Annotated in this window: 15 protein-coding genes; 9 read left to right on the top strand and 6 right to left on the bottom strand. The window is 68.0% G+C overall.

From position 1 onward, the window contains the following. Nucleotides 1-373 precede the first annotated feature (373 nt). From FLG15_RS20580 to FLG15_RS20555, 5 genes are all read right to left on the bottom strand, one after another. Nucleotides 374-1,678, bottom strand: coding sequence for a jacalin-like lectin (locus FLG15_RS20580; RefSeq protein ID WP_057678464.1), 1,305 nt, complete (start codon nt 1,676-1,678; stop codon nt 374-376). A gap of 69 nt (nt 1,679-1,747) precedes the next feature. Then, nucleotides 1,748-3,049 (bottom strand): histidine-type phosphatase, encoded by a 1,302-nt coding sequence (locus tag FLG15_RS20575; protein WP_150147247.1) that lies wholly within the window; start codon nt 3,047-3,049, stop codon nt 1,748-1,750. A 104-nt stretch (nt 3,050-3,153) separates the two neighbouring features. Then, nucleotides 3,154-6,048, bottom strand: coding sequence for a TonB-dependent receptor (locus FLG15_RS20570; RefSeq protein WP_209228175.1), 2,895 nt, complete (start codon nt 6,046-6,048; stop codon nt 3,154-3,156). 465 nt (nt 6,049-6,513) lie between these two features. Then, nucleotides 6,514-7,587 carry a FecR family protein gene (locus FLG15_RS20560; protein ID WP_057678462.1) on the bottom strand — a complete coding sequence of 358 codons (1,074 nt, stop codon included), beginning with the start codon at nt 7,585-7,587 and terminating at the stop codon, nt 6,514-6,516. Continuing rightward, nucleotides 7,587-8,111 carry an RNA polymerase sigma factor gene (locus FLG15_RS20555; protein WP_057678461.1) on the bottom strand — a complete coding sequence of 175 codons (525 nt, stop codon included), beginning with the start codon at nt 8,109-8,111 and terminating at the stop codon, nt 7,587-7,589. The genes FLG15_RS20560 and FLG15_RS20555 overlap by 1 nt, the downstream gene beginning before the upstream one ends. A gap of 348 nt (nt 8,112-8,459) precedes the next feature. Between FLG15_RS20555 and ecfK the strand changes: the two genes are divergently transcribed. From ecfK to tagH, 7 genes are all read left to right on the top strand, one after another. After that, nucleotides 8,460-8,999, top strand: coding sequence for an ECF-type sigma factor EcfK (gene ecfK, locus FLG15_RS20550; protein WP_057678467.1), 540 nt, complete (start codon nt 8,460-8,462; stop codon nt 8,997-8,999). Continuing rightward, the gene (locus tag FLG15_RS20545) at nt 8,978-11,503 is read left to right on the top strand and encodes a protein kinase domain-containing protein (protein ID WP_150147241.1); all 2,526 of its coding nucleotides are present in this window, start codon (nt 8,978-8,980) and stop codon (nt 11,501-11,503) included. The genes ecfK and FLG15_RS20545 overlap by 22 nt, the downstream gene beginning before the upstream one ends. 43 nt (nt 11,504-11,546) lie before the next feature. Further along, nucleotides 11,547-11,861 (top strand): PAAR domain-containing protein, encoded by a 315-nt coding sequence (locus FLG15_RS20540; RefSeq protein ID WP_017156340.1) that lies wholly within the window; start codon nt 11,547-11,549, stop codon nt 11,859-11,861. Nucleotides 11,862-12,093: 232 nt separating this feature from the next. Next, entirely contained in the window at nt 12,094-13,425 is a 1,332-nt protein-coding gene (locus FLG15_RS20535) for a tetratricopeptide repeat protein (protein WP_150147238.1), read from the top strand. Nucleotides 13,426-13,572: 147 nt separating this feature from the next. Beyond that, on the top strand, nt 13,573-15,540 hold the full coding sequence (locus FLG15_RS20530) for a type VI secretion system Vgr family protein (protein ID WP_057678459.1): 1,968 nt from the start codon (nt 13,573-13,575) through the stop codon (nt 15,538-15,540). Continuing rightward, nucleotides 15,537-16,085 carry a DUF6931 family protein gene (locus FLG15_RS20525; protein WP_057678458.1) on the top strand — a complete coding sequence of 183 codons (549 nt, stop codon included), beginning with the start codon at nt 15,537-15,539 and terminating at the stop codon, nt 16,083-16,085. The genes FLG15_RS20530 and FLG15_RS20525 overlap by 4 nt, the downstream gene beginning before the upstream one ends. Before the next feature lie 319 nt (nt 16,086-16,404). Continuing rightward, nucleotides 16,405-17,739, top strand: coding sequence for a type VI secretion system-associated FHA domain protein TagH (gene tagH / locus FLG15_RS20520; protein WP_057678457.1), 1,335 nt, complete (start codon nt 16,405-16,407; stop codon nt 17,737-17,739). Between the two features lie 58 nt (nt 17,740-17,797). On the opposite strand, the gene FLG15_RS20515 is transcribed toward tagH, so the two are convergent. After that, nucleotides 17,798-18,679, bottom strand: coding sequence for a LysR family transcriptional regulator (locus FLG15_RS20515; RefSeq protein ID WP_057678456.1), 882 nt, complete (start codon nt 18,677-18,679; stop codon nt 17,798-17,800). A gap of 248 nt (nt 18,680-18,927) precedes the next feature. On the opposite strand from FLG15_RS20515, the gene FLG15_RS20510 reads away from it, so the two are divergent. Next, on the top strand, nt 18,928-19,818 hold the full coding sequence (locus tag FLG15_RS20510) for an aldo/keto reductase family oxidoreductase (protein WP_057678455.1): 891 nt from the start codon (nt 18,928-18,930) through the stop codon (nt 19,816-19,818). Nucleotides 19,819-19,885: 67 nt separating this feature from the next. Beyond that, complete coding sequence (locus tag FLG15_RS23630) at nt 19,886-20,014, top strand: hypothetical protein (RefSeq protein WP_280514374.1); 129 nt, start codon at nt 19,886-19,888, stop codon at nt 20,012-20,014. Nucleotides 20,015-20,199: the final 185 nt, after the last annotated feature.

Here is a 20,199-nt window from a genome sequence, read left to right as displayed (position 1 = left end):
TCGTCTCAGCCTGCAGGCGCCTCTGAGCAAGGGGCGCTCGGCGTGATGGATGGACATCGGTTGGATGAAGCAACTGGCGGCCAGCGCGGCCGAGTCGGCACCTTTTGGCTGAGGATCGCGTTGATCTGAGCCAAGCAGCTGGGCTGTACGCGAAGGCCTGAGCAAGCGATCACCGGGTCATCCTCGTGTCCTGGCCGGGGTGGCCGATGCGGGCTTGCCATGCGGCGATCCGGCACCCGGTGCAGCGCTTAGATCCCGGCGACCATCACGAGCACAGCCTCTTGGTAGACGCGGCCTGTCCGACGCGGCAAGGACAGCACGGCGTCTTGCATGCCGTGCTGTCCGCTGTGTCCGCAAGAGTGCAAGCGCTCTGTCAATTCTTCCGGTAAATCACCCCAAGCTTGTCGATGGCATCGCCGGCGCGGCCGGTGAAGCCGGCGATATGCCAGCCGGCGGGGGCGGTAAGGGTGTAGCGCTCGCTGGTCGGGGTGCCGGCGGCGATGCTGCGGCCCTGGTTGGTGGTCAGGCTCAGCGAGAACAGCCGGGTGCGGCCGTTGTACTGGCCCACCGTGAGGGTCGCCGAGGTCAGTTGTTCGCCGGTCGCCAAGGCCAGGGTGGTGGCGGTTCCGCCGCTGCCGCCGTGGGCCAGGGTGACGCCGTTGTCCAGGCTGGCGGCCACCGCATCCAGACGCGCGTCACCGCGCAGGGTGACGCTGCGCAGTTGGCGTTGGTGGGCGCCGCCGGCCACGTCGTTGAACGGTACGCCATGCGGTCCGCCGAAACTGTCGCTGGTGCGCACGTCGGTGCCCACCGCCCAACCGAATTGCGCATACAGCGGATAGTGGTCCGACAGCGGCTTGCCGGCGCTGTCGTAGAAGTTGCCTGGATCGAGCTGGTAGCGGTTGGCGGCCAGGGTCAGCTGCGGCGCGGCGCGGTACAGGATCTTGTCGACGACCTCGCAGGGATTGGTCGGCGGGGTGCCGCACAGCAGCGGCGCCGCGCCGGCGGCCGGGGCGTTGCCCTTGATCAGTTCCACCCACGGATCAATCAGGTTGTTGCTGGCGATGAGCTCGCGGATGTTGTCTTCGCTGCGGGTGTAGCGAGTGTTGGAATCCATCATCACCAGCACGGCGTTGCCGGCCGACCAGGTGGTGATGAACTGCGACAGCTGGCTGATGTTGGCGCGGCGGGCGGCCAGGTCGGCGCTTGCGTCACCGGCATTGGGATGGGCGTTGTAGACGTCCAGCAGCACGCCGTTGTCCAACCGCAGCTGCATGTAGCTGAAGCCCTTCGGCGTCAGGCAGTCGGTGCCGTTGCACTTGTCCCACTTCACCCGGGTGAGGTCGTTGAAGGGGTAGTTGCTCAGCGTGTTGAGGCCATCGCCGATGGCGGCGCCACCGCTGGTGGGGGTGCGGTAAGGGTGGTTGTCGCCGGCATAGAGCGCGGCGTGGTAGTTGAAGTCCTCCTGCACGTTGACCAGCGCGTACGGCGCCAGCTTGGGTGCGAGCAGCGGCGTGTTGGTGGCGGGATTGCTGCTGGAGATGCCTTCGGGCAGGCCAGCGACGTTGTAGGTGAGCACGTCGAGGACGCCGACGCTGGATTGCGCGTGGGCGACGCCGGCGCAGGCCAGGGTCAAGCCGATTCCGACACTGAGCAGAGAACGAAGATGCTTGAGCATGGTGACCTCGTGCGGTTGGGGAACAGCGAATGGACGCGACGCGTTGGGCCCAGCGCGCCGCGTAGGGGATCAGTGGTCCATGGCGAGCGGATCGAGGGCGGCCTGGACGAGGTGGGCGAACTGCGGCAGTGGGCAGTCGTAGGCCGGCGTGGCGGTGCTGCAGCCGGGAATGAAGATGGCCGCGCTCGGCGGCGGTGCCTGTAGCGTCAATGGCTGTCGTTCGCGCAGCTGCGTCAGGCTCTGCGCGGTGTAGCGCAGGCGGATGACGCGCTGGCCGTCCGCACGTCGCCAGCGCTCGAACACTAGCGCGCCGCCGGGCACCGTCTGGTCCGCCTGGTAGCCTGGCAACTGCCAATGCAGATCGAACATGCCAGCCAGCAGGGTCAGCGTGCCGTCGTGGCCGGACACCACCACCAGACGCGCATCGCCGCCGATGGCGTCGGCAGAAGAGGCTGCATCGCTACCTTGCTGCAGCGTCGCCAGCAGGCGTGCGGCCAGCGGCGTGCTGGCCAGGCGGGCGACGGTGGGCGTGCGCAGACGCAGGGCGAATTCGGCCTGGTGCGGGGCGAACACGCGCAGCAGCGTGGCTTCGTCCAGGCCTTGCCAGCCGAGTGCAGCGAAGTCCTGCCCATCGGCCCAGCCCATCAGCAGGCTTTCGGTGATGCCTGAAGCGGCGGCAGCCGGACCATCGATACCGGGAATCGACGGGCCGGCATCGTCCAGCCCGGCCGGTACCGTGGTCAGGCGCAGCTTGCCGGGCGCAGCCTGCGGCGGGCAGGGGCGTTGGGCGCATTGCAGCAGCAGGTGTTCGAGCGTGTCGATTGCATCGGCCTGTGCGGCGTTCCAGGCGCGGGCGTCACCGCCGATGCGGCCGGCGATGGCCGCCTGCATGCGCGCACGCGCGTCGGGCTGACGCAGCGCGGCGGTGCCGTCGAACAACACATCGGAACGGCCGGCGGCCACGCTGTGCACCGGGTTGGCGCAGCCAGGCGTCAACGTGCTGGCCATCGCCTCGGCCGAGGCGATGGTGCGTTGGGTGCGGTTGGCCCAGTAATAGGCCTGGCCGCAGCCATCGCCGGTCAACAGGCCCAGGGCGGTGTAGCGCGCGCGGTAGTAATCGCCGAACAGGCGCTCCAGCTGCGCGCCGTTGGCGGTGAGGTGACCGGCCGGCACGGCGAAGCGCGGCCATGGGTGCAGCGAATAGCGGCCGAGCTGTTCGGGGCTGGACATCGCCGCACGCACGCCATGGCGCTTGAGAATCAGCACCTTTTCCAGCGTGTCGGGCGCCGCGTCGGTGGCGTGGGCGGGGCAGAGCGGTACGAGCGCGAGCCCGAGAAGGGCGGCAGCGCGTCGACAAAAACGCAGAAGCATCGGCAGATCCAGTGCGAATGAAGCGGTGGGACGAAACCATCGGCGCAGGGCGATGGCGGCCGCGCGCGAACGCGACGACCGCTACGTAAGGCATGCAGGCGCGCTTAGAAACGCGCGCGCAGACCCAGCGACCAGGTGCGGCCGTAGTCGGTATAGCCGCCGAACAGGTGGTCGCCGACGTATTGCCGCTGCACCTGGCCGGTGAGGTTGATGGCGTTGACGAACACCGACAGGGTGTCGTTGACCTTCCAGGCGACATTGGCGTCCAGGCTGCCGAAGGCGTCGCTGTTGAGCGTGGCGACGTTGGCGGTGCCGACCGCGTTGACGATGTTGTCGCTCCAGCTGTAGCTGGCGCGCGCCATCAGCGGGCCCTTCTCGTAGAACAGCACGGCGTTGTAGGTGTTCTTGGCCACGCCTTCCAGGCTGTCGGTGAAGCGGCGGTCGCCATCGCGGTAGGTCGCCTCGCTGTCGGTGAAGGTGTAGTTGAGCTGCATGCCCAGGCCGTCCAGCGGCGCCGGCAGGCCGGTGAACACCTGCTGGTAGGCCAGTTCCACGCCTTTGACGCTGGCCTGGCTGCCGTTGGTCTTGGACGAGAGCAGATAGGTCTGGCCCTGATAGTCCAGGTACGACAGCTGGGTCTGGATGAAGCTGGAGATGTCCTTGTAGAACACGCCACCGGTCAGCGCCGAGGTGCCGTCGATGTACCACTCGAAGGTCAGGTCGTACTGCCACGCCTCGAACGGCCGCAGCGCCGGGTTGCCGCCGCTGGCGGTCAGCACTTCGCCACTGGAGTTGAAGGTGAGCTTGGACGACAGGTCGGTGAGATCCGGGCGGGTGATCACCTTGGCCGCCGAGGTCCGCAGCACCATGTCCTCGCGCACGTCCCAGGCCGCATTGAACGACGGCAACGCGTTGGTATAGCTGCGCTCGAAATGCACCGGCTGGGCAGCGCCGTCGAGGTCGGCGTGACCGTCGGTGGTCTGCTCGGTGCGCACCAGCCGTACGCCCAGGTTGCCGCGCAGCTCGCGTCCGGCCAGGTTGCCGCCGAAGTCGGTCATCGCATACGCCGAGCCGATCTTCTCGCGCACCTCGTAGGAGTTCTGCAGGTCGGCGCTGTTGGGCGTGTCGCTCAGATCGGCGGCGGTCGGCCAGTTGCCCCAGAACGGCGCTTCGATCGGCGCCAGCCAATGCCGCGGCAGCGTGCCCTTGCCATCGACCAGCATGTCGCTCACCGGCAGTGCGGTGAAATAGCTGGCCGGAAATTGCACGCCGGCGATGCGGTTGAACAGCAGGTCGGCGCGATCGTAGGTGCGCGAGCGCTGGCGGTACTTGGCGCCGAACTTGATGTCGCGCAGCCAGCCATCGCCGAGCGTGCGCTTGGCGTCCAGCTGCAGCGCGTCTTCCTTGTCGCGCGCGTCGATCTCGCGCCATTCCAGCCGGCGCCCGCTGACGCTGGCCGGGTTGGTCGGATCGAAGCCGTTGGTGAAGCTCCAGTTCGGCACGTTGTCGTCGTCGGCCTGCGGCATCTCCACCCGCATCGACAGGTTGCTGGCGCTGCGCAGGCGCGTGCGGCGGATCGGGTCGGAGTCGTAGCTGTGTGCTTGCGAGTGGAATGCCACTGCACCGAGCGTCCACAGATCGCCATTCCAGGTGCTGGACAGGCGTGCGCTGCGGTTGTCGTCGGTGATGCCGGAGGTTTCGCGCGAGACCTGCACCTGGCCATTGCGATAGTCGAAGCCGGTCACCCCGCCGTGGTCCACGCTCAGGTTGCTCATCTTGGACACGCCGTCGAAGCCCACGCCCAGGCTGTATTCGTCGTAGTGCACCGTCTGCTTGGCATACAGCAGGTCCAGGTTGGTTTCCCAGGCCGCGCTGGGGCGCCATTGCAGCGAAGCGGCCACGCCGGTGCGCTCGCGCTCTTCCAATTCCAGCGTCGGGCGCAGCCCGGTGGGCAGGTAGGACGCACCCGGCGCACCAGGCACGCCGTTGGGGTAATAATCCCAACTCACTTCGTTGACGCGGTCCTGGCGCAGGCTGCGCTGTGCGTAGGCGCCGGACACCAGCATGCCGAAGGTGCCATCGGCATTGACCCAGTTGAACAGGCCGGACACGCGCGGGTCGTTGGCATGCGTGCGTTGCGCCTGGCTGGACTCCAGCGAGGTGTTGAGCAAGGTCTTGCCCAATTCCAGCGGGCGGAAGGTGCGCACGTTGACGATGCCGCCGATGGCACCTTCGTCCAGATCGGCGGTGGGGCTCTTGATCACATCCAGGCCGGAGACCAGTTCTGCCGGCAAGGTGTCGTAGCGAAACTGGCGGCCGGTCTGGCCGGAGGTGCGCACGTTCTCGTTGACCGCCATGGTCTGGCCGTTGAGCGTGGTCACCTGAAAATTCGGACCCAGGCCGCGTACGCGTACGTACACGCCTTCGCCGCGGTCGCGCACGATCGACACGCCCGGCACGCGCTGCAAGGCTTCGGCCACGTTCTGCGCCGGCAGCTTGCCGATGTCTTCGGCGGCGATCACGTCGACCACGCTGTCGGCATAGCGTTTCTCGCGCAGCGCGGCGCTGAGACTACCGGCATAGCTGCCCAGCACCTGGATGCTGTCCAGTTCGCGCACCGGCGCACCTGCGGTGGCTGGGGGTTCGGTGGTGGTAGCGGCGGCGGGCGGCGTTGCCGCGGGCGCATCGCTTACCGTCTCGGCCGGTTCGATGGTCACCGTGGTCGGGGTCAGATAGCGATAGCGCAATCCGGTGCCTTGCAACAGTTGCTGCAAGGCCTGTTCGGGTGCAGCGCCGGCAGCGGTGCCGCGGCTTTGCAGCGTGCCGCCGACGCTGGCTGCGTAGACGAACTGCAGGCCGGTCTGGCGCGACAGCGTATTGAGCGCGCGTGACAGCGGTTGCGCGGGAATGGCGTCGACTGCGACGGGTGGCGTCTGGGCACCGGCAGCGCCGGCATGCAGGGCGAGGGCAACGGACAGGAACAGGCAGCGGCGCATCATCACTTCCAGGCAGAGGGAGAGGGGGCACCGCATCGATCCATGCGGATCGAAGCGGCGACTACCCCCTCTACGAGGCGCGACGAGCCAAGTCGGGCACCGTTTTTCGATGAATTTTCTGTGACACGTGCGCAGGCGATGACGTGCGCGTGCCGTGGAGCGCACGCAGGCCAGTGGTGCGTGGGGAAAAGCACGTTGCCGGTTCGATCGCCCATTGCGTCGTATCGTTGCGTGACGCGGCACCATGCAGCGCAACGCGCACGCCGAGCTCCAATGCATCGGTCCCGATGCAAGGCGGGCGTTGCGCAGATGCGTCAACGCCGATACGCGATACGAACAGGCATGGCAGCACGACACCGCGGCGTGTCTGCCAATCGCATGCACACACCGGGCAATGCCTTGCTGTCTGCAGTGCCGATTCCTGCACGCACGTGAGCGTCAGCGTGTTGGCCGCACTCGCCGCGCGCGCTACCGGTGGGTGGTCGCCTGTGGTGCACGGCTGACGATGTGCAGCGCATCGGCGTGTTGTTCGAGCCGCAGGCCGGGCTGCCGTGCGAGAAACGCCTGCAGGCCGGCGAGATCGTCGCTACGCAGATTGCCGGTCAGGCGCATCGCGCCGGCGCGCGCATCGTCGATGTGCAGCTGGATGCGATTGAGGCGATTGAAGTCTTCGGCCACGTTGCGCAACGGCTCGTCGCGGAACACGATGCGCTGCTGCTGCCATGCATGCATGGTGGCGATATCTTCATTGCTCACTTCGACCTGGCCGGCCTCGTCGATGCGCGCGCTTTGTCCTGCGCCCAGGTTGGCCAGCATCGGCTGCGCCGGGTGGTCGGCGCGCCAGACATGCACGCGACCGGCAGACACGTCGACGCGTGCCTGCTGCCCATGCAGCGCAATGTCGAACGCGGTGCCGATGTCTTCCACGCGCAGGCCCAGTGCCCGTACCTGCAGCCGACGCCGGTCCGCTGCGACATCGAAGCTTGCCTGGCCCTGCAGCAACTGCAGGCGGCGCGACCATGGCGTCATCGTGGCCTGGATGCGCGTATCCGCATTGAGGAACACCACGCTGCGGTCGGCCAGCTGCACGCGGCGTTGTTCGCCATGCGCGGTGGCATACGTGGTGGTGCGCGGCCAGGCCCAGCTGCCGACGACGGTGATCAGGGCGAGCATCGCGGCCAGGCCGATCTGCCAGCGCGGCCGGCGTGCCAGCGACCGCGGCCGACGGGTCTGGGGTGCTGCGTCCGCTGCGCGCCGCGGCGGCAACGGCAGTGCCACCACGTTGCGCGCCGTCCCGGTGTCGCGTTGGCGCTCGGCCTGCAGCAGCGCCTCGACATCCAGCGCCATTGCATCCAATGCCTCACCGAGCGCACCGGCCACCTGCGTCACTGCCAGGTATTCGCGCACATGCGCCGGCGAGGCGGTCAGCCAGTCCATGAAACGCGCCTGCTGGTCGGCATCCAGCGGCTGCATGCGTTGCAGCGCATGCCAGTGTGCCGCTTCCTCGGTCAGGCGGCGTGCTGCCGCTGGCGATGCGCGCATCACCAGTGCGCTCCCTCGTCGGCCAAGGCCAGCCTGCAGGCCGACAGGCCACGCACCACGTATTTCTTGACCATGTGCGAAGACACCCCCAGGCGCTGGGCGATCTGCTTGTAGCTCAGGCCGTCGCGGTACTGCATCACCAAGACCGCGCGGACGCGTTCGGGCAACCCGGCCAGCACGGCCTGCAGGCGTTGCTGGCGCTGTTGCCGCTGGGCGCTGTCTTCGACATCGTCGCCGGCCACCAGCCGTTGCGCGAACTGTTCCATGTCCTCGATACGCAGCGGCGCCTGCCTGCGCCGCACCGCCTGCTCGCGCGCCAGATTGACCGCCACCGTATAGAGGTACGCTTCCGGGTTGGCGATGGCCTGGCCAGGCTGCTGATGCGCACGCAGCAGGCGCAGATAGGTTTCCTGGACCAGGTCTTCGGCGTCCTCGTTTGCTCCGCGGCGCACGAAGAAGCCGCGCAGCACCGGGCCATGCTCGGTGAACAGACGTGCCCAGGCGCGCTTTGGATGTGCGGACACCCGAACCTCCCACCCTTTGGAGGGGCGCAGGCTAGCGGCGTCGTATGACGTCGCGGTGACGCGGTCGCTGCCGATGACGTGACGGCAGGCACGCAAGACCGGCACCAGGCCCGTGCTTGCCCGCGCAGCCGCTGCGACCCGATACCGCGGCATCCTGGGGCCGTGTTCTGCCGGGGACAGGCTGGGCGTGCTTGGAATGGCCCCGGCTGCCGGCGACACCTTGCTACCTGCCTGGGCTGCTCCGCGGTCGGGGCGCGGTGATCGGGGATTCAAATGATTGCCGGCGGCGTGTTCCGCGCTGGCGCCAATGCGGGATACTGCGTGTCCACGCAGGCGAGATGGGCTTGGATGTCCGAGCTGCCGATCACCGAGTTGTTGCAGGCCTGGCAGCGCGACGAACCCGGCGCGGGCGACGCTTTGGCGCGCCACGTCTATGACGTGCTGCGCGCCACCGCCATGCGCGAGCTGCGTCGCGACGGGCGCGCTGGATTGCAGGCGACCGAGCTGGTGCACGAGGCGTGGATGCGGCTGGAACAGGGCCAGCAGGGTTTCCGTTCGCGGGCGCATTTCTATTCGGTGGCCGCCCTGCAGATGCGCCACCTGTTGGTGGACCTGGCGCGCCAGCAGGCCAGCGCCAAACGGTTGGGGCAGGCGGTGACGCTGACCATCAGCCTGTCCGACGGCGCCGCACGGCCGGAGGCATTGATGCTGGTGGCCGATGCCTTCGACAAGCTGGCCCAGGTGGACGAGCGCAAGGCCCGTGCCTTCGCGTTGACCGAGCTGGTGGGTTTCAGCGTGGCCGAGGCCGCCGAACAGCTGGAGGTCTCGGTGCCGACGCTGGAGCGCGATCTGCGCTTTGCCAGGGTGTGGCTGGCGGCGCAGCTGTGAGCCTGGCCGCCACCGCGTGGCAACGCCTGGAAGCCCTGTTCCACCAGGCCTGCCAGTTGCCTGCTGCCGAGCGCGAGGCATTTGCGCGCGCGCAGGCCGGCGACGACGCCAGCGTGCGCGACCAATTGCTGGCGATGCTGGCGGTGGAATCGCAGGCCACCTTGCGCGTGCGGGCGCCGTTGAAACAGGCCGCCGCCGCATTGCGTGCGCCGTTACCGGAGCTGCCGGCCGGCACGCGCTTCGGTGCGTGGGCGATCGACCGCCTGATCGGCGCCGGCGGCATGGGCCGGGTGTATCTGGGTCACCGTGCCGATGGCGCGTACGAGCGCGAGGTGGCGATCAAGCTGGTGGCCGCCGATGCGCTGGATGCGCAGGGCCGTGCGCTGTTCGAATTCGAGTGCCGGCTGCTGGCGCAGATGGTGCACCCGGCGATCGCGCAGATCCACGACGTGGGTACCGATGCCCATGGCCAGCCGTATCTGGTGATGGAGTACCTGCGCGGCGAGCCGATCACCTGGTGGTGCGACGAACACCGCCTGTCGCTGCATGCGCGCGTGTTGCTGATGCTGCGCGTCAGCGAGGCAGTCCAGCACGCGCATCAGAAGGGCGTGATCCATCGCGACCTCAAACCCAGCAACGTGCTGGTCAGCGAGATCGACGGGCGGCCGATGCCGGGGGTGATCGATTTCGGCATCGCCATCGATGCGACCAACCCGGGCACGACCTGTGCGCACGATCGCGGCACGCCCGGTTACATGAGCCCGGAGCAGGCACGCGGCGCGCAGGATGTGGACGCACGCAGCGACATCTATGCGTTGGGAGCGATGTTCTACGAACTGAGTTGCGGGCTGGCGCCGGTGGCCGGGCGCGACGGGGTACCGCAGCCGCCGTCGCAGCGGGTGGCTGCCGTGCCGGCCGATGCGCGTGCGCGCATCTGCGCGGCGCGCGCGACCACCTACCAGAAATTGCACGAGGCGCTGCGCGACGGGCTGGATGCGATCGTGCTGCGCGCGCTGGAACCGCAACCGGGGGCGCGCTACGCATCGGTGTCCGCGCTGCTGGACGATCTGCATCGCTGGCTGGACGGTTACCCGCCGCGCGCCCTGCAGGCGAGCCGCTGGCTGCGGCTGCGCAAATTCACCCAGCGTCACCGCAGCGGCGTCGTTGCCGCCGGCCTGGCTGCGATTGCCGTGGTCGCCGGCCTGGGTGCCACGCTGTGGTCGCTGCAGCAGGCCGCGCGCGATGCGCAACGCGCGCAGGTCACCGGCGATTTCATGAGTTCGGTGTTGTCCAGCGTGGACCCCGGTGTGGCGCGCGACCTGGACAAGACCCTGATGCTGCGCGTGCTGCAGCAGGCCTCGCAGCGTGCGGCGCGCGAGCTGGCCGACCAACCCGATGCGCGCACCCAGGTGGAACTGACGCTGGGCCGCACGCTCATTGCGCTGGCCAATTTTCCGCAGGCCGTGGAGCATCTGCGCATCGCACAGACCCTGGCACAGCAGACCGAGGGCGCGGGCAGCCTGCCGGCGTTGAAGGCGGTTTCCATGCTGGGTCAGGCGCTCACTGGCGACGGCAAGCCCGGCGACGCCGAGCGTGTCTTGCGCCAGGGCATTGCGCAGGCAGCACGCGGCGATGCGCAACAGCAGGCCATGGGCAACGAGCTGCGTGCCTGGTTGGCATGGGCCCTGCGCGAACAGGGCCGCATGCGCGATGCGTTGGCAGAGAGCCGGCATGCCTATGTCGCTGCGCTGGCCAATGCCTCCAGCAGCGCGGACCAGCGGATCGACGCCGGCAACAGCTACGCTGCCATGCTGGCCGAGAACGGCCAGCTGGTACCGGCGATCGCCTTGCAGCGCAGCCTGCTGCGCGAGCGCATGGCCATGCGCGGGCCCGAGCATCCGTTGGTGGTGTCGATGCGCAACAGCCTGGCGGTGTTCCTGCTGATGCAGCGCGACTTTGCCGGTGCCGAAGCCGAACTCGTGCCGCTGCTGCAGGTCACACGCAGGTTGTATGGCGAGAGCGCCGCCGACACCTTGATGGTCGAAGGCAACCTGGCCGGCGCGTTACGGCAGCAGGGCAAGCTGGCCGAAGCCGGGCCGTACTACCGCAGCGTGCTGGAGCGCGCGCGCGCGGCCTTCGGCAACGATGCACCGGCCACCATCGCCTATCGCAGCAACCATGCGTTCTGGCTGCTGGATGACGGCCAGGTGGAGGCGTCGCTGGCCGAACAGCGCGCCGCGCTCGCGGCCTCCGAGCGTGTGCTGGGGCGCGCGCATCCGCAAACGGCCGAGATCCTGCGCGGCATGTCCGAAGCCGAGCGCAGGCTGGGCCAGACCGTGGCCGCGCGCGACCACGCGCAGCAGGCGTTGCAGATTCTTGCCGGCATGTTCGGCAATGCAGACGCGCCACTGCGTGCCGCGCGCCAGACCCTGGCGTTGGCGTTGGCGAAACCGTCGCCCGACACCCGTGAGGCAGAGACCACCACCTCGGTGGCGCAACGCTGAGACGAATTGTCGGGTGACCGCTGCGGCCTGGCTGGATAGTGCCGTGCATGGCCACTCCCCAAGCGTGCCGATGCAACCTGCCGCGCGCCTGACCGATTTGCATGTCTGCCCCATGGTGACCGGGGTGGTGCCGCATGTGGGCGGGCCGATCGTCAGCCCCGGCGCGCCAACGGTATTGATCGGCGGCCTGCCGGCGGCGCGGCTGGGCGACATGGCGGTCTGCGTCGGCCCGCCGGACAGCATCGTGGCCGGCGCACCGACCGTGTTGATCGCAGGCCAGCCGGCTGCGCGTCTGGGCGACAGCACCGCGCATGGCGGGGTGATCACCCTGGGCTGCTTCACCGTGCTGATCGGGTGAGTGGTGCGTTGGGGGCGGATGACCGGTGGCAGGCCGCCGCCCGTTGGCTGCCATCGCGCCCCTGCGCAGGTACTCCAGCCTGCCAGCGCCCGCAGCGATTCCAGGCGGTGGCCGCCCCGGCGCATCAGCACCACGGTCGTGGTGCTGGCCGCGCGTTGCAGACGTGATGCCGTGCGGCTGCGCGCTCACGTTCGTGTCCGCACCACCGGTTGCCGTGTCCTTGGAGAAGCTCATGCAAATTGCGACCCAGCCACACCCCGACGCCCTGCAGCAGGCGATCGCCGCGCACCGCAGTGGCCAACTCGAACATGCCGCGCAGCTGTACACGCAGCTGCTGGACGATCAGCCCGAACATGCCGACGCGCTGCATTACCAGGGCATCCTGCTGCACCAGCGCGGCAATAGCGCCGCAGCGGTGGCCTCCATCACCCAGGCGTTGACGCTGGCGCCCGCGCAACCGGATGCCTGCAACAACCTGGGCAATGTGCACCGCGAATGCGGCCGCCTGCGCGATGCCGAACACTGCTATCGCCGCGCACTGGCGCTGGCGCCTGCGCATGCCGATGCACTGGCGAATCTGGCAGCGGTGCTGGAAGCGCAGCGGCGCGGCGAAGAAGCCTTCGTCACCTATGCGGCGTTGTTGCACACCTATCCGCAGTCTGCGCATGCGCATTACCTGCTCGGCCTGTTCCTGCGCAATCACGCGCAGGACACCGAGCATCTGCAGCAATCGGTGCAATGCCTGCAGCAGGCCTGCACACTGGCGCCGGACAACCTGCACGCCCGCGAGGCGCTGGGCACCGGGCTCTACCTGTTGGGCGAGCATGCGCAGGCGCAAGCGGTGTATCGCGACTGGCTCGCGCTTGCGCCGGGCAACGCGGTGGCGACGCATATGCTGGCCGCCTGTGGCGGCGCCGAGCCGCCGCCGCGTGCCGGCGATACCTATGTGCGTGAACTGTTCGATGGCTTTGCCGACAGCTTCGACGAACAGTTGCTGCATCACCTGGAGTACCGCGCGCCGCAACGGCTGACCGAGGCATTGGCGGCCTGCCTTGCGCCACCGCATGCAGGCTTGCGCATGCTCGATGCCGGCTGCGGCACCGGGCTGTGTGCGCCGCTGTGGCGCCCGTATGCACGGCAACTGGTGGGCGTGGACCTGTCGCCTGGCATGGTCGCCAAGGCACGCCAACGCGGTGGCTACGATCGGCTGGAGGTGGCCGAACTCACCGCATACCTGCACGCGCAGCACGCGCAATGGGACGTGATCGGTTCGGCCGACACATTGGTGTACTTCAGCGCGCTGCAGCCGGTGCTCGTTGCCGCTGCCGGCGCGCTCACGCCAGGGGGCGTGCTGGGCTTCACGGTCGAAGCGCTGGACGCGCGGGACGACCGGGTCGAACTGGATGCCAGCGGGCGCTATCGGCATAGCCAGGCGCATGTGCGCGCCGCGTTGCATAGCGCCGGTTTACAGCCGATCGCGTTGGAATTGGACGTGCTGCGCAGCGAGCGCGGCCAGCCCGTGCACGGCTGGGTCGTGACCGCGCGCACGCCTGGGCCGGGCTGAGACGAAATGTCGGCTTTGCCGCACGCACGCATGTGAGCATGCGCGTGACGGTTGCCGTGCCTTTCGCCGCCTGCCGTTGCACGCGGGCGCAACGCAGCGCCGTCGGTCAGCGCAACGTGCGTTGCCCCATCACCTGTGGATGCTTCGATGCCGCGCACCATCACGCTGCACTCCGACCTTGGCGAGCGCCTGCTGCTGCACCGCATGCAGGCCAGCGAAGCGTTGGGGCAGCTGTTCGACTACCGCATCGATGCGTTGTGCAGCGAGCTGCAGCCCAGCCTGCGTGATCTGCTTGGCACGCCAGTGGCGGTGCAACTGGCCGATGGCGAGGGCGAACAGCGCTGGTATCACGGCATGGTGGCCAGTTGCGCGCACAACGGCTACACCGTGGTTGATGCGCTCGATTACGCCGTGCTGGAATTGCAGGTGGTGCCCAGGCCCTGGCTGCTGACCCAACGCCGCGATTGCCGCATCTATCAGGACATGAGCGTGCCGGAGATCGTCACCAGCGTACTGGGCGACATCGGCTACGGCGATGTGCAGCAGCAGCTGAGCGCGCAATACGCCAAGCGCACCTACTGCGTGCAATACCGCGAGGACGATTTCAGCTTCATCAGCCGGCTGCTGGAACTCGAAGGCATCTATTACTACTTCACCCATACCCGCAGTGCGCATACGTTAGTGCTGGCCGATGCGCTGGGTGCGCATGCAGCGAAAAACGGCGTGGACAGCTTGCCTTACGTGCCGCCGGGAACCGACGACCGGCGCGTGATGCGCTCGGTGGTGAGCCATTGGCGCAGTGCGCGCGGCGTACATTCCAGCCAGCACGGCAGCACCGACTACGACCCGCTGCAGCCGCGGGCATCGCTGGCCGCCGAGGCCGACGCCAGCGGCGAACAGTTGCACGCCGTCGACGGGCTGATCGCCTTCGATTACCCAGGTACGCACGCCGTGCAGGCCGACGGTAGCCGCTACGTGCAGGTGCGCACCGAGGCGCACAACGTGCAGCGCGCCAGCCATGCGGCCACCACCAATGCCTGCGGTCTGATGGTCGGTGCGTTGTTTCGCTTGCGCGGGTTTCCGCGTGCCGAAGTCAACCAGGAATATCTGGTGCTGTCGGCGCACACCACGCTGGCCGCGCCCGAACACGGCGGCGGCGAGCCGCCGTTTTCCAGCAGCGTGCAGGTGATGGAAAGCCGGCTGCCGTACCGTAGCCCGCAACGCACCGCAAAGCCGACCATTGCCGGCCTGCAGACGGCGGTGGTGACCGGCGACGCCGACGAGGACATTGTGGTGGATGCGCATGGCCGCGTGCAGGTGACCTTCCACTGGGCCACTGCGGCACGCCCGCATGCCGCGCCATCGTGCTGGGTGCGCGTGGCCTCGATGTGGGCCGGCAAGGGCTGGGGCGCAATGAGCCTGCCGCGCGTGGGGCAGGAAGTGGTGGTGAGCTTTCTGGAGGGCGACCCGGACCGCCCGTTGATCGTGGGCAGCGTCTACAACGGCGACCATGCCCCGCCGTTTTCCTTGCCCGACAACAAGACCCAAAGCGGCGTGCGCAGCCGCAGCCTGCTGGGCGGCACCGCCGATTTCAACGAGCTGCGTTTCGAAGACAAGGCCGGCGCGGAAGAGCTCTACCTGCGTGCGCAGCGCGATCTGCGCGAAGAGGTGCAGCACGACCACACCAGCACCATCGACAACGATCGGGTGCTGACGGTCAAGCACGACCGCAGTGCGCGCATCGACAACAACGACAGCGTGGATGTGGGCAAGAAGCTGCTGCTGAAAGCCGGCGAAGAAATCGAATTGGTGACCGGCAACGCGCGGCTGGTGATGAAACAGAACGGCGAGATCGTGTTGAGCGGCATCAAGATCCTGATCGATGCCAGCTCGGAAGCCAAGGTCACCTCCACCGCTATCAAGCTGCTGGCCAATGCACAGCTGCAGGCCAAGTCGCCGGCCACCGAGGTGGCTGGCGATGCCACGCTCAAACTGACCTCCGGCGGCATGCTCAGTGCCGAAGCCGGTGCCTCGGCCACGCTCAAGGGCCCGTTGGTCAGCATCAAGGCCGACGCCTTGGTGCAGGTCGGCGGCGGCCTGATTATGATCGGATGAGCGCGCCCACGCTCTCGCTGGCGCAGGCCTGTGCGCAGATGCAGTTGTCTGCGCCTGCCTGCGCGCAGCTGCGTACGCCGATGGCGCCGCAGGCGGCGGTCAGCGCGCTGCTGGCCAGCGGTCATGGCGAAGATGCCATCAAGCTGCTCGCGCGCCTGCTACCCAAGCGCTACGCCGTGGCCTGGCTGTGCCAATGCGTGCGCGGCGAAACCCTGGACGAGGAAGACCGTGCCGGCGCGGCACTGGCCGAGAAGTGGGTGCGCGAGCCCAGCGAGGCGCATCGTCGCGCGGCGCAGGCATTCGCGCATGCCGGCGATTATGTCTCCCTGGGCGCGTGGCTGGCTGCGGCAGTGGCCTGGTCCGGCGGCAGCCTGGCGCCGCCGCACCAGGCCACCCCCGTGCCGCCGGCCGACCACCTTACGGCGCGCGCGGTGGCCGCCGCCATCACCTTGCTGGCCGCGCGCGAACCGGCGCAGCTGGAGGCGCGGCGCAGCGACTATGCAGCGCATGCGATGGAGTTGCTGACCAGTGTGGGGGCGCCATGAAGCCGCCTGATCGCCGAAGTAGCGATCCGCGCGGGGTACATCGTGGGCGCGGCATCGGCGCCAACTGCGCGAGACCCAGCTGGTGTTTCAAAGCATGGTTGGATGCGGCGCACACGCCAGGCTGCCGCACCAGAAGAAGCCTCGGTGCCGAACCGACAGCGCGGGCGCGCACGGCGATCAGCACTTGCGAATGTGCTCCAGCGCAGGCGATGTCCGTCTGCTGCATGCACTCCACCGGCAACGCTGCACGCAGCGTTTTCTGCCGACATGCACGAATGCCAGTCGCACCTACCGATCACCGTTTGCAGGAGTCCATGGCGTGTCCAGTTCGCAGTTGATCCTCACCGTCAGCGGCGCGCAGGCCGCGCAGTTCGGCGCCAGCGCGCAGAAGCGCTTTGCCGGCACCGGCGGCAGCATCGGCCGCTCCGACGAAAGCGATTGGGTCCTGGCCGCGCCCGGCGTCTCGCGTACGCACGCAGTGGTGCGCTTCCTCAACGGGATGTATTTCATCGAAGACCGCAGCACCAACGGCATGTCGCTCAACGGCACTGCGTTGACGCGTGCGGACCCGTCCGCGCTCAGCGATGGCGACCGCCTGCAGCTGGACAGCTTCGAAATCCAGGTACAGGTGCAGGCGCTGGCCGCAGCCTCGACGCCGGCGCCAGTGTTCGACCCGCTGCCAGATGCGATGGACGACCGCACCCAGGTGGCGCCGCCGCCGTCGGCGCTGCGTGCCCCCTCCGTCACGGCGGGCTTTGACCTGCTGGAGTTCGGCACACCGCCTGCGGCACGGCCTGCGGTGGACGGGTCGTTGGACGATTTGCTGCTGAGCGGCACGCCCCGCGAGCTGGATCCATTGCGCCTGCTCGACCCGTTGCCTGCGCCGGCGCGCGATGCCAGCCCCAGCGCATGGAATCAGAGCAACGCCGGCCACGACCATTTCCGTCCACCGGCCAGTGCCGATGCACGCGCCACCTTGCCGGAAAACTGGGACATGACGCTTGGCGATTTTGCGCCGTCCGCGCCATCGCCTGCGTTATCGCCCACGGCCGCGCCGGTGGCTTCGCCATGCACGCCGCCGGCGGCGGTGCCGGTTGCAGCCGCAGCGTCGGCGGCAACAACCGTGCCGGCAGAGCTGGAGCGCATCTTCGCCATCGTGGTCGATGGCGTCATGGACGTGCTGCGTGCACGCGCCGAGATCAAGAACACCTTCCGGCTGCCGGTCACGGTGATCCAGCGCTCGGAAAACAATCCGCTCAAGTTCGCCGCCACCGCCGAAGATGCGCTGCAGAAGTTGCTCGCACCGCCAAGCGCGTCGTTTCTGTCCGGGGTGCCGGCATTCGAAGATGCCTTCGACGATATCCGCTGCCATCAGATGGCGATGCTGGCCGGCATGCGCGCCGCTTTCGACGCCATGCTGTTCCACTTCAGCCCGGACCGCCTGGAGCAGGAAGCCGATGCCGGCGGCAAGCGCCTGGGTTTCGGTGGCAAGGGGCGTTACTGGGAACGCTATCGCGACAACTTCGAGCAGCTGCGCAGCGACCCGGACGAATGCTTCCGTCGCCTGTTCGGCGACGAGTTCGCGCGTGCCTACGAAGCGCAACTGGCGCGCTTGAAATCGGCACGGCGGCCGCCGGCGGGGCGCGGAATCTAGCACGCTTCGCTGAATCGCGTGCCGTCTGCACTGCATGCCGGCAGCGTTGCCGACGCGCTCAGTCAGGCAGGTTCTTGACGAACTCGATGAAGGCGCGCAGCGCCGGCGGTGTGAGGGTGCGATTGGGGTAGTACAGGTACGGGCCCTGGAATGGCTGCCACCACGGGCGCAGGATGGGTTCAAGCGCACCTGTGTCGAACTGCGGCTGCAGCCATTGTTCGAACAGATGCAGGATGCCGCTTCCGGCGATGGCCGCCTGGATCGCCAGCTCGATTCCGCCGCCGATCTCCACCAGCAATTGCCCTTGCGGCACGATGGTGACCACTTCACCGTCGCGCTCGAACTCCCACTCTGCAACAACGCCGCTTGGGAAGCGCCCGCGGATGCAGTCGTGGGCAACGAGTTGCCGCGGGTGGGTGGGGCGTCCGCGCCGGTCCAGGTAGCCTGGCGCGGCCGCCGTGGCGATGCGCTGCACGCGCGGGCCGATCGGGATGGCCACCATGTCCTGCTGCAGCCGTTCGCCATAGCGGATGCCGGCGTCGCAGCGTGCGGCGATCACGTCGACAAAACTTTCTTCGGTCAGGATCTCCAGCGTGATGTCCGGGTACGCCGCCATAAACGCCGGCACAATCCTTGGCAGCACCAGGCGCGCGGCACTGACCGGCACGTTCAGCCGCAGCGTGCCGGTCGGCGTATCACGAAAGGCGCTGACCACCTCCCTGGCGTTCTCCAGTTCCAGCAAGGCGGGCGCGATGCGTGCCAACAACGCCTTGCCTGCATCGGTCAGCACGACGCTGCGTGTGGTGCGGTTGAACAGGCGCACGCCAAGCGAGGCCTCCATGCGCTTGATCGCATCGCTATAGGTCGAGGCGCTCACGCCCGCGCTCTTGGCGGCGTCTCGAAACCCTCCTGCGCGCGCCACGCGTACGAAGGCCTCCATATCTGAGAGGTGACCGCTCATTGTTCGGCAATCCGTACGACCTGTCCGCTTTGTACCCGATTGTCGCACAGGGGGTGCCTACGTACAGTTCCATTGCGCTGCGGCAGCGACCACGTCGTTGCCCCACGCGCCTCCCGCGTTGCTTCCTGTTTCCTGGAGCCACGCAAAAGATCCCGTCGCACTCCCGTCGTGCCCAACACGCGCAGCGGTGACGCACGCCACCTGCCTCCATACCAACAGGATTCCCCATGAATAGCGGCAAGCCCTTGGGCGGCACATTGACCCTGCCCGGCACCACCCTTGGCATCAAGCGGATCGGCTACGGAACCATGCAGTTGCCCGGACCGCATGTCTGGGGAGCGCCGCGCGACAAGGCCTCGGCGTTGTCTGTGCTGCGCGAAGCAATCGCCTTGGGCGCCAACCACATCGACACCGCGCAGTTCTACGGGCCTGGTGTGTCCAACGCACTCATCCGCGAAGCACTGCATCCCTATCGCAGCGATCTGGTCATCGTGACCAAGATCGGTTTCAGCCGCGGCCCCGATGCCTCCTGGAATATCGATGTGTCGCCTGCAAGCCTGAGGCGGCAGGTGCATGACAACCTGCAGAGCCTTGGCCTGGAAACACTGGATGTGGTCAACCTGAGACTGGGCACGGCAATGGACACCGACGAGCGTTCGGTCGCCGAGCCGGTCGCGTGCCTGGCCGAGCTGCAACGCGAGGGCCTCGTACGCCATATCGGCTTGAGCAACGTCACGGCGCGCCAGTTCGAACAAGCGCAAACACTGGCCAACATCGTCTGCGTTCAAAACCAGTACAACCTGGTCAAGCGCGACGATGACGCCTTGATCGAGATGCTCGCGCAACAGGGGGTGGCCTATGTTCCGTTCTTTCCGCTCGGCGGCTTTTCGCCCGTGCAGTCGGAGCTGCTGTCGGGCGTTGCCAGACAGGTAGGCGCCACGCCCAAGCAGGTTGCACTTGCATGGTTGCTGCAGCGCTCGCCCAACATCCTGGTCATCGCTGGCACATCGTCGGTGCCGCACCTGCGCGAGAACTTCGCATCCGCCGAGCTGAGCCTGTCGGCCGCGCAAGTCGCAACGCTCGATGGCATCGCTGCCGAGGCCGGTGGCGCTCGGTAGGCAGCTTGGCAACACCGCGCCGATGCAGATCGGCTCACCCGTCTGCACGCAATCGCCAGGCGGGTGCTTGCGTACCAGCCAGGCCGAGCAGACGACTGGCGAGGTCGTGTTGTCCGCTCCACGACGCGCCCGCAGCATCGATATCGCTGGCCTGCTCGCACGCCCGCGTTCCACAGCCCAACGCCTGGCCGAATGACCGCACCGTGATCGGCTAACGGCAGCGGCACGGGCGTTGGCGGCTGCCCAACGGGGCACGGCGGCTGAGACGTTTTGACGGGTGAGCAGCTTGGGTGCGCCGCAGAATTGCGCCACCGACACGCATCGGCGGTGCGGGGCTTGCGTCGTCAATGACCGCCGGGCGTACAGCGTGCAACACAGCTC

This window comes from Xanthomonas phaseoli pv. dieffenbachiae, assembly GCF_008639345.1.
GTDB classification, from domain to species: Bacteria; Pseudomonadota; Gammaproteobacteria; order Xanthomonadales; family Xanthomonadaceae; genus Xanthomonas; species Xanthomonas phaseoli.
This window is presented reverse-complemented; position numbering and strand designations above follow the sequence as displayed.

What these genes read in the sequence shown, in the direction of transcription:
- FLG15_RS20580 (WP_057678464.1), bottom strand. Translation starts at nt 1,678, where the DNA reads ATGCTCAAGCATCTTCGTTCTCTGCTCAGTGTCGGAATCGGCTTGACC.
- FLG15_RS20575 (WP_150147247.1), bottom strand. Translation starts at nt 3,049, where the DNA reads ATGCTTCTGCGTTTTTGTCGACGCGCTGCCGCCCTTCTCGGGCTCGCG.
- FLG15_RS20570 (WP_209228175.1), bottom strand. Translation starts at nt 6,048, where the DNA reads ATGATGCGCCGCTGCCTGTTCCTGTCCGTTGCCCTCGCCCTGCATGCC.
- FLG15_RS20560 (WP_057678462.1), bottom strand. Translation starts at nt 7,587, where the DNA reads ATGCGCGCATCGCCAGCGGCAGCACGCCGCCTGACCGAGGAAGCGGCA.
- ecfK (WP_057678467.1), top strand. Translation starts at nt 8,460, where the DNA reads ATGTCCGAGCTGCCGATCACCGAGTTGTTGCAGGCCTGGCAGCGCGAC.
- FLG15_RS20535 (WP_150147238.1), top strand. Translation starts at nt 12,094, where the DNA reads ATGCAAATTGCGACCCAGCCACACCCCGACGCCCTGCAGCAGGCGATC.
- FLG15_RS20530 (WP_057678459.1), top strand. Translation starts at nt 13,573, where the DNA reads ATGCCGCGCACCATCACGCTGCACTCCGACCTTGGCGAGCGCCTGCTG.
- FLG15_RS20525 (WP_057678458.1), top strand. Translation starts at nt 15,537, where the DNA reads ATGAGCGCGCCCACGCTCTCGCTGGCGCAGGCCTGTGCGCAGATGCAG.
- FLG15_RS20515 (WP_057678456.1), bottom strand. Translation starts at nt 18,679, where the DNA reads ATGGAGGCCTTCGTACGCGTGGCGCGCGCAGGAGGGTTTCGAGACGCC.
- FLG15_RS20510 (WP_057678455.1), top strand. Translation starts at nt 18,928, where the DNA reads ATGAATAGCGGCAAGCCCTTGGGCGGCACATTGACCCTGCCCGGCACC.